We start from the raw sequence: 15,752 nt of genomic DNA, 5'->3' as shown, positions 1-15,752 counted from the left end.
CCGGAGCAATTTTAAATAAATCCGAAATCGAAATTCCGAAATCCGAAATATTTTATTACCTTTGCCCGGCAAATAATAACTCCAAAATAATTATTTGCTATGCAGTTAGACCCATCAAAATTTGTTGCCGAAGGATTAACTTACGACGACGTTTTACTACTCCCGGCTTATTCAGAAGTTTTACCGCGCGAAGTAAACACCAGCACTTACTTAACTAAAAGCATCCGTTTAAACATCCCGATCCTTTCGGCGGCTATGGATACGGTTACCGAGGCTGAGTTGGCTATAGCTATCGCGCAGGCGGGCGGTATAGGTATTTTGCATAAAAATATGACTATCCAGGCTCAGGCCGACGAGGTTCGCAAGGTTAAACGCTCTGAAAGCGGTATGATCCAGGATCCGGTGACCTTAAGTGAAGATGCCTTGCTGGCCGACGCTTTCCAGTTGATGAAGGAATTTAGCATCGGCGGTATCCCGGTTGTAGATGCCGAACAAAATTTGAAAGGTATCATTACCAATCGTGATCTCCGTTTTCAGAAAGATATGTCGGTAGCGGTTAGCGAAGTGATGACGAAAACCAACCTCATCACCGCACCCGAAGGTACTACACTTGGCGATGCTGCCAACATCCTGCAAAGCAATAAAATTGAGAAACTACCTGTTGTAAATAACGATGGGAAACTGGTAGGCCTCATCACCTATAAAGACATTCAGAAAGTTAAAAACTTCCCTAACGCCTGTAAGGATGAGTTTGGGCGCTTACGTGTAGGCGCAGCCGTTGGCGTTGCTGCCGATAATATTGACAGGGTTACCGCTTTGGTAAACGCAGGGGTGGATGTGGTTACTGTTGATACGGCTCATGGCCACTCCAAAGGGGTTATTGATATGGTTAAGGCCGTTAAAAAGCTTTATCCTAATTTGCAGGTAATTGCGGGTAACATTGCAACCGGCGAAGCGGCTTTGGCCCTTGCCGATGCCGGTGCCGACGCTGTTAAAGTAGGTATAGGCCCTGGTTCAATTTGTACCACACGCATTATTGCAGGTGTAGGTGTACCGCAGCTGTATGCCGTGTATGAGTGTGCCAAAGCGCTTGAAGGCCGTGGCATCCCGGTTATTGCCGATGGCGGTATTAAACAAACAGGTGATATTGTTAAGGCGATAGCTGCAGGTGCAAGCTCGATCATGGCAGGCTCATTGTTTGCCGGTGTTGAAGAGTCGCCGGGCGAAACTATCATATTTGAAGGTCGTAAGTTTAAATCGTACCGCGGCATGGGGTCGGTAGAGGCAATGGCTAAAGGTTCGAAAGACCGCTACTTCCAGGACGAAACCGATGTGGTAACCAAGCTGGTACCCGAAGGTATTGTTGGCCGCGTGCCCTACAAAGGCAGTATGGCCGAAGTGATATTCCAATACATAGGCGGATTACGTGCCGGTATGCACTATTGCGGTGCCGCCAATATTGAAGATTTGCAAAAAGCAAAATTTGTACGCATCACTGCCGCCGGCATGCGCGAAAGCCATCCGCACGATATTACCATTACTAAAGAAGCGCCGAATTATACCAGTCGCTAATTATATTTGAGAATAAATAACAGAGGCCTGTAAAAGTAGATAGTTTACTTTACAGGCCTTTTGCTTTAATGGTTTATCTACCGCTTAAACTTGAAGCCTTTGGAATTAAGCCACTATCGGTAATGATCTTCAATGCCTGGTCGTAAGTAAAACCTTGTTTTACAAGAGCATCAAAATATTCCTTATGTAGCTTTGCAATTTCAATTAACTTCCCTGGTTGCTTGAAATAAGCGAGTTGAGCATCAAGTAAGGATTTGGCCATTGATGCATACATAGGCCCCATCGCGTTTAGTGCCCCCATCATGCCATCTTTTATTACCGATTGGTCGCCATTGCCGGATGCCAGAAAAGGGGAACCTCCATCGAGACCGGTTATTTTAACATCAGTGATGTATGTTTTTTGTTTGGTGAGCTCGACATTATAGAAATTCAAATACGAGATCTCGTCTTTTTTGGGGCCTGCTCTCTCTATGATGTCAATCGTTTTTGTAGTTGCCGGTATCTTCCTAAAATATACTTTAAATAAAAGAGTATCTCCAGCCTTTGAAAATTGATGTTTTGCGGGAGCTATAGCAACATTTTCAGATTTAACATAGTTGTAATGTTCATTACTTTGGTCGGTTTGGATAAAAATCTCTTTATTTACTTGAACCCATGAGTCGTCTGCGTTGGCGGTGTAAACAAACGATATGATAGTGAACTGTGCGTTAGTTTCTATTTTTGCAATTTTGCTGTTGTCAGCATCTGTTTGATCAACTTGAGGGTTTACAATGTTTTGAGAGAACGCCGAGGAACAAGCGGTTACTAAAAGTAAAGTAATAAGTGTTAAGGTTTTTTTCATTATGTGTTTTTTTTAAATATATGCAAATAACGCAATAAGTGCGTTTGCGATTGTCAGATAATAAAAACTTAGAGCCTGTTTAAATTTTGTTCAATAATAATTTTATAGCGGCAAGTTTGACCATGTTTTCGGAAGACTCAAGCAAGAGCTCATAGTTCCTGCATAGCCTTCTGTCATCGTCGAACCAGGCAAATGTTCTTTCGAGCACCCATCTTTTATGGACAGGCGTAAATTTGGTTTTCTTATCATCTGAACGCATAACTATCTGAATAAGAAAACCAAGTCTCTTCTTTACCTGTTCGATGATCTCGCCGCGGTACCCGCCGTCAGCTATGATCACTTTAATACTGCTTAGCATTTCTTTCAATTGCCAAGGCCATTCGTTCGCCTAACTCCGCTGTTCAGTTATTTTTAGACTTAACTGTTTCACCGATAACAGCAACCATAAATTCGTGGGATTATCCTTTCAGCACTAACTAAATGGGCATAGCCTTTTTTAAACGAAACGCGGGTTATCCGACCAGAATAAAGCCAAAATAGCGTATGAAAACGCAGATCAATTGCTTAAGCTATCCTGATCAAACTACTTTACACCTTCAATCCGCCTATGGTGCTGAACAGCATTACGCAAAGCACAATGGTAGTGATGGCTACATAAAGCCAATCTTTTTCTAACCCGAAGCCGAACAATGATAACGCTATCCGTAAAACAGGCGTTGCAATCAGCACCATTACCCCGAATTGAATAATTCCTTTGGGGTTGAGCTGCCAGGTGTTCGAAATAATACCACCGAAGGTAGTGTAATCCATATTCTCGCCATTAAAATGATGATAGGACGGCATTGGTGCCGAGCCATGCCTCATAAGAAACACGATGCCGCCGATCAGTACAATACAACTCGCGGTTATTACACCGGCACGCGGCAAACGGGCAACAAGCAATTCAATATCGCGGTCGGCCAGGGAGTTGGTTTTATTCTTGATGTCCATTTTGTTTAATTAAAATTTGTGTTGAAATCCATTATAGATCATTTCGGCGGCTACAAATACGATGGCCGCGCAAAAAATATGCAGCAGCACCTGCACCATCAACTGATTGAACTGGTCAAGGAAAAACTTTCCACCACCAACCTCAGTGTCAGCGAGATCGCTTATGAGCTGGGCTTTGAACATTAACAATCCTTCAGTAAGCTGTTTAAAACGAAAACCAGCTTATCACCGTTGGCGTTCAGGCAATCGTTTAACTAAGGCCGGTCTGGGACAAATGAAGCACAGATATTGGGCGATGCATAATTTATCGCTATTTTTAGCGCAGTGATGTCCGGTATACAATCGAAATCTAAAATAGGCAGTACAGAGTTACTTAAGATAAGTCCTTTCAAGGAGGTGATTAAACCCACTTTGCCGCATAAGCACGCGGGATATTTTGAGTTGATTGTACTTAGTGATGGTGCCGGTACGCATTTGATAGATGACCAGACCTACGAGGTTAATCCACCGGTTATTTTCTTTTTGAAACCAGGGCAAACCCATTGCTGGGATTTTAACCGTATACCCAAAGGCTTTGTGATCCTGTTTAAAGAAGAGTTTCTTGGGGCCGACCTGTTAGCTATTAGTTACAGCTTAAATACTGTTATAGACCTGGCCGGGGATGACACCTATTTGCCGTTACTGAATTTGTTTAATGATGAATACCGAAAGCCAAAAGCCAATTTGACAATACTATCGGGGTATTTACGGGTACTGCTGCAAAAAACAGCGGCGCTTGCAAGGCAGCTGTCCAAACCGCCTGTCAACGCGTTGTATTATCAGTTTAAAAGTATTTTGAACACAGCCACGCCGGGATCGATGAACGTTCAGGATTATGCAGAACAATTAAAGGTGAGCAATCAACAACTGAATATGGTGTGCCGGGAGGCTGCGGGAAAGACACCCTCGATGATGATTAGTGAGCGACTCCTGCTGGAAGCTAAAACGCTGCTTTCTGCCACCGGGCAGCCGATCAAGGAAATAGCGCATGTGCTTCATTTTAATGATACATCCCATTTCGTTAAGTTTTTTAAGGGAGCTACCAATCTTACCCCGGGCGCATACCGGGAGTTGCTGGTTGCTAAACGCTGAATATACCGTAATATGCAGTGTTTTTACCGCAGTAAAAACTAAGCGAGTGGTAGTTTTGCGTAACTGCTTGATCGATGAAAAAAACTCTCCTTTCGCTGTTTCTGGCTTTTAATTGCTTTACTCTTTTTGCACAAACGGCGGTTATCAAAGGCCGCATTATAGATAGCCAAACCCGTCAACCTGTAGAATACGCCAGCGCTGCCGTATTCAAAATGGCTGATTCCGGTTTGGTTGCAGGCACCGTTAGCAAAGGTAACGGTAGTTTTGAATTGTCCGGGCTTCCCGCAGGCTGGTATCGGTTAAAGATCGCCTTTATCGGGTATCAAAACATGGTAAGAACCGACTTGCAGCTGAGCGAAGGCCGACAACTTGATTTAGGTGAACTTGTTTTACATCCTGCGGCCAAACTTTTGAATGAGGTTAATATTAAAGGGCGGCAGGTAAATGCCGTTAACAAGATCGATAAGCAGGTTTATCGGGCCGGCCAGTTTGAGGCTGCTAAAGGTGGTTCAGCTATTGATGTAATCAAAAACCTGCCCTCGGTATCAGTAAACGGCGAAGGTAATATCAGTATGCGCGGCTCAGAAAAGTTTCTTGTACTCATCAATGGCAAGCCTGTTGTTACCGACGCCCAAACCGTTTTAACCCAACTTCCGGCCAACGCCGTAGAGAATATAGAAGTAGTAACTTCGCCATCGGCCAAATACGATCCCGATGGCCGTGGCGGCATCCTGAATATCATTACCAAAAAAGGTGCGACAGACGGGCTAACCCTCGCGATCAATGCGCAGTGCGGTATGCCGAGTGTGGACGACCACGGCAATTCGCGCCAGCCTGTACGCTTTGGCGGGGATGTTACCTTGAATTACCGCAAAAATAAATGGGACATGTCGATCGGCGGAAACTATAATCGTAACGATAACGCCGGGTACCGCGAGGGTGATGCCTACACCGAAAACATCGTTTCGGGCACAATCACCCGTTTTCCATCCGTTGGTGAACGAAGTTTTAAAAAATATAATTACGCTGCGCGGGCGACGATTAACTTTACACCCGATCCCGCTAACGTCTTTTCGGGCGGCTTATTCATTGGCCGACGTTACCAGGATCGCGAAGCAGATTTATTATATCACAACGCCACGTTGAGCCTAAGCACTAACCTATTGTTGAAGGGCACCACCTATTATAATGCCAATACCCAAACCAAAGAGGGAAGTTTCGCTTTAGCTAACTTTGATTATACCCACACCTTTACAGATAAATCAACGTTGGTTGCAGGGTTCGTTTATGAACATGCAGACCTGTATGGTAATACCAAAAACCGTAACCTGCATTATCCTAATACGGCTGATACCATTCAATATGTGTATAACCCGTATAAACGCCCAATTAGCGGTTATCGCTTTAAATTGGATCACAGCCTGCCATTGGGCAAAGGAAAATTGGAGAGTGGTTACCAGTTACGGTATGATACACAAGACGGTCGGTTCGATTATCTCGTAACGCCGCCAACTTCGCAGCCGGATGCTGATAAATTCCAGGGCAGCCTGCACGCAAAAAATGTAATCAACGCTGTGTATACCCAGTATTCCGGTAAAAATGATCAATGGGAATATAACGGCGGGCTTCGTTATGAATACGCCACGCGCGCGGTCGATCTTTCATACGATCCTAACCGTCACCGGTTAAATCTCTCTAATCTTTTTCCTTCAGCGTTACTACAATACAGCCTCAACAATAACTGGAAGCTCAAAGCTGATTATAGCAAACGGATCAACCGCGCCACTAACCTGGAACTGAACCCCATCCCTGAACGCGAACATTCGGAAACTTTGGAAGAAGGCGATCCCGATCTCCTGCCGGAATTTATTGATCAGGTAGAATTGGGTATCAATCACAGTTTTAAAGCAGGTAGTTTCTTCGCAACCGCTTATTATCAGTATATTAAAAACCCGATACAACGTCTGAACAGCGTATATGCCGATACTATCCTTAACCGGGTGTATACCAATGCCGGTACGGCCAAACAATTAGGGGTGGAGGCCGGAACAAACCTGCAACTCACCAAATGGTGGTCGGTGTATGCCGGCGCTAATGCATTTAACTATCATATCAGCGGTGATATAAAAATATTGAATAAGGCGGTTACTGTGAACAACCAACGCTGGGCTTACACTTTAAATGCTAATACTACCTTCCAGATCACCCAAACTTGGAGCGCGCAGGTCAATATCAATTATTTATCCAAACGGCCAACCGCGCAGGGCGAAGATTCGCAGTACTTTATTCCCAATACCTCGGTGAAGAAAACTTTTATGAACGGCCGTTTCGCCGCATCCCTGCTCTGGCAAAACATGGGCATTTTCAATGCAGCCAAACAACGCATCACCACATCGGGGGCTGACTTTTATACAACAACCAATTATATATACGAAACCAATATTTTCATGGTCAATTTAAGTTTTAATTTAAACCGGTTTACCAGTAAGCTAAAACTACCCAAGAGTGAACTGAACGACCGGGAATTCTAAAGATTTCCTGAAGTGCCCGCTGTTGCTATAAAAAAATGGCAATGGGAAATTCATAGTGTCGGGCAGCATATGGATGAAGTTCTTTGATGGGGGGAGCAAAGAATTTAAGTTCATTACAGCAAACGCTGCCTATAACCTCAATTGCACAGAAAAGGTCGGGAATTTGTGCAGACCGACAACTGCGAAAAAACTGCAATAGAAGATCAAAGAAAAGCTGAGTAAATAAATTTTTTATTTTATGTAAGGTCCGTTGGTTTTTTACGACTAAAAGTGAAAACAAGGTTAATAACCAAAGACAAAAAAATGAAAAACTTAAAATCAATTTTATCGGTTGCCGCTGTAGTGGCCTGTTTAACCGTTGCTGCTGAAGCAAAGACCATTACTGCTGTTGCCGACACAAACAAAATGTCTAAAATGGATCACAAGATGGCCAAGAAATTAAAGGTGTCTAAAATGGATCATCAGATGGAGAAGAAATCTAAAAAGATGGATAAAATGTCTAATGATAAGATGGACAAAAAAGAAGGCCCCGGCAAAATGTAATAGGAATAGCCCGGCGTTATGCCGGGCCATTTAAGATTTTTTTAATCGGTAATTTTATCTGTATTTGCGATTGATTTAAGCAACGAGCGAATGTTTATAGCGGGTCCTGTTTTTTATAAAATTGACGGAAGATGCTTTAACCCTCTGGCTGAATACTGTTTATTTTATCTTAAATGCCAATGAGCAATACTTAACGGTACCGTGCGGGCCAGCCGATGCGAATTACTCATTTCGCAAACTCTTCACCGGAGCAGCCATACCAGCACTAATGGTTCGGAAACTTAAGGTGAATAACCCTGTTAGCAGCATTCCTGCACCGCTGATAACAAATATCCACCAACTGATAGCTACATGATCAGCAAAGTTTTCCAGCCATTTATTTACGGCATACCATGCAATTGGCGTTACTATGATAAAAGCAAGTAAAATAAGCGATACCAGTTCGGTTGATAGCAGAATTACTATTTGTGCAACACTGGCACCAAATACTTTGCGTATGCCGATTTCCTTTGTTCGTTGGTTGGTAGTATAAATGGCAAGTCCTAACAGCCCGAGGCAACTAATCAATATGGAGAAGCCTGTTGCCCAGCTAAGCAGGGTTGAGGTATGTTGCTCTTCGTCGTAAAACCGTGCTATCGTTTCGTCGTAAAAATGGCAATCAAAATCATCATCCGGATAAGCCTTCTTCAAGGCCTCGCCCATATTTTCAATGGCGGTTTTCCATTCCTTACCGCCTGTAGTTTCAGGTTTCAAGCTAACGTGTAAGGTTCTCATTGGCTGGGGGATTGGACTGCCAGATGTTAGGATGGATGGATAAATGTTGGAATGGAGCGACCGCTGATTAAAATCGGCAACAACGCCAATAATACTAACCTTTCGGCCACCAAACCAATCCAACTGCTTTCCGATAGCTTCATTTGGTTTGGTAAACCCTAATAATTTAGCGTACGTATTGTTAATGATGATGGCTTTCCCCGTATCGGCTTCGGTTATGTTTCTGCCGGCAAGCAACTTTATCTGGTATATTTTGATGTAATTCTCATCTCCTGATTTAACTATTATTTCTTCTGTTGTAATTTGTTTTTTTCCATCGTTGTAAGTCATCCGGGTTCTGTTAAATGCATCAGACGAAGGTGCGTCATTGCCCAAACCTACAAGGGCAACCTGCGGCATCAACCTAAATTCATTTAGCAGTACCTGGTTGGTGCTGATCTTACTTGTTTCCCAGGGTGTGTTAATAAGCAGAATGGCATCCTTTTTAAACCCGAGGTTTTTATGTAAGGCGTAATAAATTTGCCTGCTAACCAAAATGGTAGCCATCATAAAAAACTGGGCTACAACAAACTGCGAAACCGTAAGCGACTTACGGAGCCACGCGCTCCGTGTTTTACTGCTATTGCCCTGCACCTGGTTTTTTAGCGCCATTGCCGGCTTGTAACCTGATAACACCATTGCGGGATAAAAGCCCGACAAAATACTTATCACAATGGTTAAAATTAGCAGGAAAAGCAGTACGTCCGGCCTTAGCATATTGGCGTGAATATCAGGAGATATAACATCCGCAAACATTTTTAAAATAAGCGGCGCAAGCAACATCGATATGCAAACTGCAAACAATGTTATAAAAAATGTTTCTCCTAAAAACTGAGCTACCAATTGTATCCGGCTACTGCCCAGAGTTTTGAGTATCCCGATTTCCTTTGCTCTTTGGGCAGACTGGGCAGTTGTTAAATTCACATAATTGATACATGCCAGCAACAATAAAAAAATAGCACTGGCTGATAATCCGTAAAGTGTTGTTTTGCTGGTCGGCAACGAAAAATTAAAAATATTGTAGTCGGGATTGAAGTGGATATCATCTAATGGTTGCAAGGCCAGGTTTATAGTTGGCACAGGCATTTTTTGATCGATAGGCGGCACATCATTTTTTTTGAAAATGGTATTGATCTGTTTAACAACCCCGGGTGCAGGAACGCCGGGTGCCAGCTTTATAAAAATCTCCGCCGCCCCGGATATTCTGCCCCAGTTGTTTATGTGCAGGTCATCAGCTAATTGTTTATTAGTTGTAGCGGTACTAAAGGAAATAAAGTCATGAAAGGTAAAGTCGCTATTTTGGGTAAACGTTTCAACTATCCCGCTAACGGTTGTTTTAAGGGTATCGTAGGTGATTACTTTACCAATCATGTCGTGATAGGATAACGAGGGGAAGTAAAGCCTGGCTTGTTGGGAAGTTAATACCACCTGGCCGGGTGCATCAAGCGCGTGTTGCGATGAGCCGGCAAGCCATACATAATTAAAAATTTTAAAATATTGCTGATCGGCAAGTGTTATCCTGTCCTGGTCTTTAAACCGCTTTTGTGCATTTTTATCTTTGTCGATATAAACAAAACGAGGCCATAGTGAATACACAGGCGTAATTTCCTCTATTCCTGTGGCCTCGCTTTTAATTGCCCCTGCCAGTGGGCCAAATACGCCACTTGAATAATTTTTATGCCCCTGAAACGACATGTTCATCACAACGCGGTAAATCCGGTCGCTGTCTTTGTGAAATTTATCAAACGTAAAATCGTGGTGTACAATAAAGTAAATAGCCAGGGAAGCGCTTATACCAATGGATAAACCGATAATATTTATCAGTGTAAACAGCTTGTGTTTCCAAAATCCGCGGAATGCAATTTTAAAATAATTTTTTACCATAATGTTGCCGGTTAATGTTTCACGTGCCCACCCCGGAGGGTTTGCATGGTTCAATATTAGCGGCATAGGTTGGCTAAAACCTCTTAAATTATAAGTTGGGAGAACTTTTTGAAGATGATTTTTATATTCAAGAGGGGTTTTGCCTGTAAATTGCTTAAAAATACGATGAAAGCTACTTTGCGAATTAAAGCCCGATTCATACGCCAGGCCAAGCAGCGTGATATGATCATAAGAGGGATCCTGCATTTTTAGTGCGATTTCACGCACACGGTATTCATTAATAAAATCATTGAAGCTTTTTTTGAAAACCGTATTAATGACTCGGGAAACTTCATGCGTATGCATTCCGAGTTTTTCGGCGAGCGAGGCCAGGCTTAATTCTGCATCCCGGTAGTATCGCTTCTCCTTTACCTGCAGTTTTAACCAGGAACCTTTTTGCTTCAGATCTGAAGGTAGTAATGGCTTTATATTAATATCAGCCGCGTCAAAAGTTCCTGCTTTTAGATGACTCTTTCCGGCCATCCAAATGATCATGGATATCAACAGAAGGTACAAAGGATAATAATGCTGTACGTTTAATTCATAACGATAATAAAAATAGTCGACAGCGGTAAATGGAATCCATAATAGCCACGCTACAGCGAGCCCGGCAAGCAGGTGATCCAGCCATAAAAACTCATTGCGACAGCGGTCGCCCGCACGGAACTGTTTTTCCTGGTAAAAACGAACGATCTTCGCATGACACAAATATAAATAGGTAGCAACCGACAGGAATGCGAATAACTGTAATGCTGAATTGAATTTGTGGGAAATAGCTGCAACCACTTTTATTTTTAATGTTACAGTAAATATTTGAGATGTCAGTTCCGGCAACAAAGGGATAAAGTGCAACAGGTCCTTACGACGGAAGATATACTTCGGCTGGGTTATCTGGCGTACGTAAAAGTAGATGAAGGGGCCAAAAGTGATTGAAAACCGGAATGGCAGATGGTTCCAGCACGGAATATATTTGATCAGACCGATATCACCCGCCAAAACCCTGATTATCCACAAAGCAACAACTGTCATCAGGATGGCTAGCCAACGGTTTGCAGCCTGATTCTCCTTAGGGGTGATCCATAGAAATAGTGATAGCGTTAGGCTAATGAATACAGCTCCCAAAAACGCAATGTCATAAAAGGTAAAATGGAGTATAAAAGGCATTCTTTGAGTTTAGGTACTTGTCGCTTTCTCAAACCTAATAAAATGTTGATACAAATTTAAATAGGATATTGATTAAAGCATGGGAGGGTTTTAGTCAGAAGCATTCCTTAAGCACTACACCTTTATCTGAAACGAAGAAATAAAAAAAGCTGACAGTAAAATTCACAACTTGACTAAAAAGGGATCCATTTTCTCAACATTTCGAACTATTTTCTATGTGATTTGCGTTTACAGGCTAATTTAGAGCTTTGACCGAGATCTGAAGTTATAAGATACCTTTCAAAGCGTTCTATTGTATATCGCTATTGTCTGCTGCAAGATGAAGGAATGCGAACACATAAAATATAGTTATTACACGTATTCTACTTTTTCTCAAAAAATTTAAGTTTTTATTATAGATTTTTAATTCTTATCCTTGTGCAAGATTTAAACCAATCCTTTGTGTTTAATCTTTGCCAATTATTTTAAATTAAAACACCACCCTAAATTAAATTTTGTGTTGCCCAAATGCCTTTTTATAATTGTTGCGTCACAAGTTGTTGAATCCATGAAGTCAGTCGCGGCTATATTTAACTAAGTAATTTGATGGCACAGTACGCTAATTATGATGACCGGGAACTGGCGGATTTGCTGAGGCAACATGATCATAAAGCCTTTAACGAGATCTATCAAAGGTATTGGAAAAAGATGCTGCTGATTGCGTGGAACCATAGTCAGGATAACGGAATAGCCAAAGATATTGTACAGGAGGTATTCGTTAATTTATGGCAACGGTGCAACGAACTGCATATCGAAAACCTTCCGGCATTTCTTGCCACAGCTATCAAATTTCAGGTTTTTAAATACTACCAGAAAGAACAACGCCGTTCGGAACTTGCAAAAGAGAATTATTTATTTAACGACATCTCCCTGGATGAAGAGAAACTTGATGCGAGGTTCCTGGAAGAATTCATCAATGGTATTGTAGAAGAAATGCCTGAAAGATGCCGCCTGGTGTTTAAATGCAGCCGGACCCAGGGACTTAAAAACTCAGAAATAGCCGAACTCATCAATATCTCGGAAAAAGGTGTCGAAAATACCCTCACCAGGGCGCTGAAAATTATTCGTTGCGAACTTAAAAACCACGGGATCTCGCTGCTGTTAGTGTTACAAATTCTTGATTCGCTGCGCAAATAGCCTTTAAAAAATTCGGAATTCAATAGGTAGTTTGCCGTCCTCTTTAACCCAATACCCGACATTTTATGCAGCCGCGCTGGTTTTACATAGCGTGTGTTACTGTTCTCATTTTTTCTGTCCTGCTTTTTATCAGATAATTTAAATTTTTTTATTTTCCGTGTGGGGTAAAACCTTTCTCAGCGTACATGTATATATAAACCAATTATAACATGAACCTGCAGGAAATAAATGACCTTATCAGAAAGTACGGTGATGGAACTGCTTCTGAAGCGGAAATAGAAGCATTAAATCGCTGGTACAGGGGAAAAGCCCATCAGGATGCCGAATTTCCCGAAGATGAGGATGCGGTAGGAGAGGCCATGCTGGCGCGCCTTAACCAGGAAACCAAGCCTGCTAAAACGAAACCGATATACCGTTGGGTAGCAGCTGCATCAGTGGTATTGATATTGGGGGTAGCCGGTATGTTCGTTACCCGCATGCTCACTACTGATCATGGACGCTTTCTTCATCAAAATAAACAGTCAAATATCCTTCCGGGCGGCAATAAAGCTATTTTAACCTTAGCCAATGGCAGTAAGATCTCGCTTACCGATGCCGGAAACGGACAAATAGCCGATCAAAACGGCATTAAAGTTACCAAAGCCGCCAACGGCCAATTGGTATACACCATAACCGGCCGCGAAAACCTGCCCGGCGCATCTTCAACTAACAACCTTAACGCCTTCAATACGATCGAAACACCAAAAGGCGGCCAATACCAGGTGGTTTTACCAGATGGATCGAGGGTTTGGCTTAACGCATACTCGTCTTTAAAATTCCCGGTAAGTTTCGCCAACCGCAACGAGCGTAGGGTTGAATTAGCGGGCGAGGCTTATTTTGAGGTGAGCCATAATAAAGAATTGCCTTTCAGGGTGGTAACCAACCGCCAAACGGTTGAGGTTTTGGGAACCCATTTCGATGTAAACGCTTATGCTGATGACGCCACTACAAAAACCACCCTGTTGCAGGGTAGGGTTAAGGTAACGGCTGCCAACAGGATCGCAATTTTAAATCCGGGTGAGCAGGCTAAGCTGAGTAATACACTTGATATAAGCGAGGTAAACACCGAAGAGGCTGTTGCCTGGAAAAACGGCTACTTCAATTTTGATGATGAGAAACTGGAGAATATTATGCGCAGCGTATCGCGCTGGTATAATGTAGATGTAGTTTTTGCCGATCAGAGCCTGCGTAACGAAACTTTTGGCGCCGTGACCACCCGTTTTGCCAGCATCGATACCTTGTTAAAAATGATTGAGCAAACCGGCGATGCCCGCTTTAACATTCAGGGCAATACCATAACCGTGAGTAAGAAAAAGTAACCACCCGATAAACCAAATTAAACCAGATTAAAAGATATGAGAAAAACTTACCAATCCCCGTAGCCTAAAGCAGATCAGTGGTTTATAAAAAGCAGAACAGAGGCACTTCCGATGCCCCTGCTCAATCAGCTTTTTAAAATCCGAATGTAATTGTCGTCACATTTCAACTTAAAACAGCCTTTAACAAATGTATAAAATTTTTACTGCAAACATTTGTACGCATTCGTGCTACCCTAAGAAATTTCTGCTCATCATGAAGCTAACCACGTTTATACTTTTCCTCGCTTTTATGCAGGCAAGTGCGGCGGTCTTTTCGCAAAAGATCACTTATAAACAGAATGATGTAACGCTAAAACAAGTATTCAATGAAATAAACAAGCAAACAGGCTACAATCTTTTCTGGTCGGCAAAAAGTATCAGGAACACGCCTAAGATAGACGTGAATTTTCAAAATACTCCTCTGGAGGACGCTTTGAAAATCAGCCTTAAAAGCACAAACCTAACTTATACTATTGATGGCAAATCGGTGATCATTAAAGAATACCCCGGTGCAAAAAACGATGCCCCCGCCGAGGTAATTGCCGATATCACTGTAACCGGAACTGTAAAAGATAGTAAAGGTACAACCCTGCCGGGTGTAAGCATTACCGTGGTTGACGACCCTAAGCGGGGCACAGTTACCGATAACAACGGTAAGTTTATCCTCGATGTAAAAAGCGGCTCGGTTATCCGGGTATCGTTCATCGGTTTTGTAGCGCAAACCTTTACCGTATCAGCTGATAATAAATTATTTAATGTTGTGCTGCTCGAAGACATAAAGCAGGCCGATGAGGTTGTGGTTACCGCCTATGGAAAAAAAGAACGTAAGGAAGCTATAGTCGGTTCGGTAACAACTATAAAGCCTGCAGAATTAAAGATTCCGGCAAGTAATTTAACCACCGCGCTGGCGGGCCAGGCTGCGGGTATTATCGCTTTCCAGGGTACAGGTCAGCCGGGTCAGGATAACGCGCAGTTCTTTATCAGGGGGGTAACTACCTTCGGTTATAAAGTTGATCCTTTGATCCTGATCGATAACATTGAGCTTACCACCAACGATCTGGCCCGTTTACAGGTTGACGACATCGCCAGCTTTTCTATCCTGAAAGATGCCAGCGCTACTGCCTTGTACGGTGCCCGTGGTGCCAACGGTGTAATCCTGGTGGCTACCAAACAGGGTAAAATCGGTAAACCCCAGATCAGCTTCCGTGCCGAAAACTCCGTGTCACAAAATACCCGGTCGCTTAAAATAGCTGATCCTATCACCTATATGAAGCTTTTTAACGAGGCAACCTTATCTCGCGACCCTTACCAGCCAACCCCTTTTGATCCGGATAAGATCATCAACACAGAAAATACAATAGCCAAAGGTCTGGGTTATAACCCCTACGTATATCCCGCGGTTGATTGGCTTGGTTTGTTGTTGAAGAAGCGTACCAACACCCAGCGCGGTAACCTGAGTGTAAGCGGCGGTACGCCTTTTGCCCGTTACTACGTTGGCGGATCATACAATGTTGATCATGGTAACCTTGCCGAGGATGCTGCCAATAATAACAGCAATAATATTAAGTTCACCAACTACCAGTTGTGATCGAACGTAAACCTAAACCTTACCAAAACCACCGAAGCTATACTGCGCTTTTCGGGAACTTTCAGCGATTATAGCGGCCCGTT

At 42.9% G+C, this 15,752-nt stretch carries 11 protein-coding genes and 1 pseudogene; 8 read left to right on the top strand and 4 right to left on the bottom strand.

Annotated elements, in window-relative coordinates; translation table 11 throughout:
* Window positions 1–99 precede the first annotated feature (99 nt).
* Window positions 100–1,572: an IMP dehydrogenase gene (gene guaB / locus LX99_RS14340; protein ID WP_109608514.1), complete on the top strand. Its 1,473-nt coding sequence runs from the start codon at window positions 100–102 to the stop codon at window positions 1,570–1,572.
* A gap of 73 nt (window positions 1,573–1,645) precedes the next feature.
* On the opposite strand, the gene LX99_RS14335 is transcribed toward guaB, so the two are convergent.
* From LX99_RS14335 to LX99_RS14325, 3 genes are all read right to left on the bottom strand, one after another.
* Complete coding sequence (locus LX99_RS14335; protein ID WP_109608513.1) at window positions 1,646–2,413, bottom strand: hypothetical protein; 768 nt, start codon at window positions 2,411–2,413, stop codon at window positions 1,646–1,648.
* 79 nt (window positions 2,414–2,492) lie between these two features.
* A complete protein-coding gene (locus LX99_RS14330; RefSeq protein WP_211319023.1) occupies window positions 2,493–2,771 on the bottom strand; it encodes a transposase in 279 nt (92 codons plus the stop codon).
* A gap of 230 nt (window positions 2,772–3,001) precedes the next feature.
* A complete protein-coding gene (locus LX99_RS14325) occupies window positions 3,002–3,403 on the bottom strand; it encodes a DUF1634 domain-containing protein (protein ID WP_109608512.1) in 402 nt (133 codons plus the stop codon).
* Between the two features lie 72 nt (window positions 3,404–3,475).
* Here LX99_RS14325 and LX99_RS14320 point away from each other — a divergent pair.
* The 4 genes and pseudogenes from LX99_RS14320 to LX99_RS14305 all read left to right on the top strand — a co-directional run.
* Window positions 3,476–3,661 (top strand): annotated as a pseudogene (locus LX99_RS14320) (helix-turn-helix domain-containing protein); the annotation flags it as partial.
* Window positions 3,662–3,730: 69 nt separating this feature from the next.
* Window positions 3,731–4,534 (top strand): AraC family transcriptional regulator, encoded by an 804-nt coding sequence (locus tag LX99_RS14315; RefSeq protein WP_109608511.1) that lies wholly within the window; start codon window positions 3,731–3,733, stop codon window positions 4,532–4,534.
* 74 nt (window positions 4,535–4,608) lie between these two features.
* Window positions 4,609–7,065, top strand: coding sequence for a TonB-dependent receptor domain-containing protein (locus tag LX99_RS14310; RefSeq protein WP_109608510.1), 2,457 nt, complete (start codon window positions 4,609–4,611; stop codon window positions 7,063–7,065).
* A 303-nt stretch (window positions 7,066–7,368) separates the two neighbouring features.
* Entirely contained in the window at window positions 7,369–7,608 is a 240-nt protein-coding gene (locus LX99_RS14305) for a hypothetical protein (protein ID WP_146203128.1), read from the top strand.
* A 222-nt stretch (window positions 7,609–7,830) separates the two neighbouring features.
* On the opposite strand, the gene LX99_RS14300 is transcribed toward LX99_RS14305, so the two are convergent.
* A complete protein-coding gene (locus LX99_RS14300; protein ID WP_170122704.1) occupies window positions 7,831–11,373 on the bottom strand; it encodes an ABC transporter permease in 3,543 nt (1,180 codons plus the stop codon).
* Between the two features lie 720 nt (window positions 11,374–12,093).
* Here LX99_RS14300 and LX99_RS14295 point away from each other — a divergent pair.
* The 3 genes from LX99_RS14295 (at window position 12,094) to LX99_RS14285 (ending at window position 15,669) form a co-directional block, all read left to right on the top strand.
* Window positions 12,094–12,684 carry an RNA polymerase sigma-70 factor gene (locus LX99_RS14295; protein WP_109608507.1) on the top strand — a complete coding sequence of 197 codons (591 nt, stop codon included), beginning with the start codon at window positions 12,094–12,096 and terminating at the stop codon, window positions 12,682–12,684.
* 209 nt (window positions 12,685–12,893) lie between these two features.
* Window positions 12,894–14,042: a FecR family protein gene (locus LX99_RS14290; protein ID WP_109608506.1), complete on the top strand. Its 1,149-nt coding sequence runs from the start codon at window positions 12,894–12,896 to the stop codon at window positions 14,040–14,042.
* A 187-nt stretch (window positions 14,043–14,229) separates the two neighbouring features.
* A complete protein-coding gene (locus LX99_RS14285) occupies window positions 14,230–15,669 on the top strand; it encodes a SusC/RagA family TonB-linked outer membrane protein (protein ID WP_245927924.1) in 1,440 nt (479 codons plus the stop codon).
* Window positions 15,670–15,752: the final 83 nt, after the last annotated feature.

Source organism: Mucilaginibacter oryzae (assembly GCF_003148845.1).
Taxonomy (GTDB): domain Bacteria; phylum Bacteroidota; class Bacteroidia; order Sphingobacteriales; family Sphingobacteriaceae; genus Mucilaginibacter; species Mucilaginibacter oryzae.
This window is presented reverse-complemented; position numbering and strand designations above follow the sequence as displayed.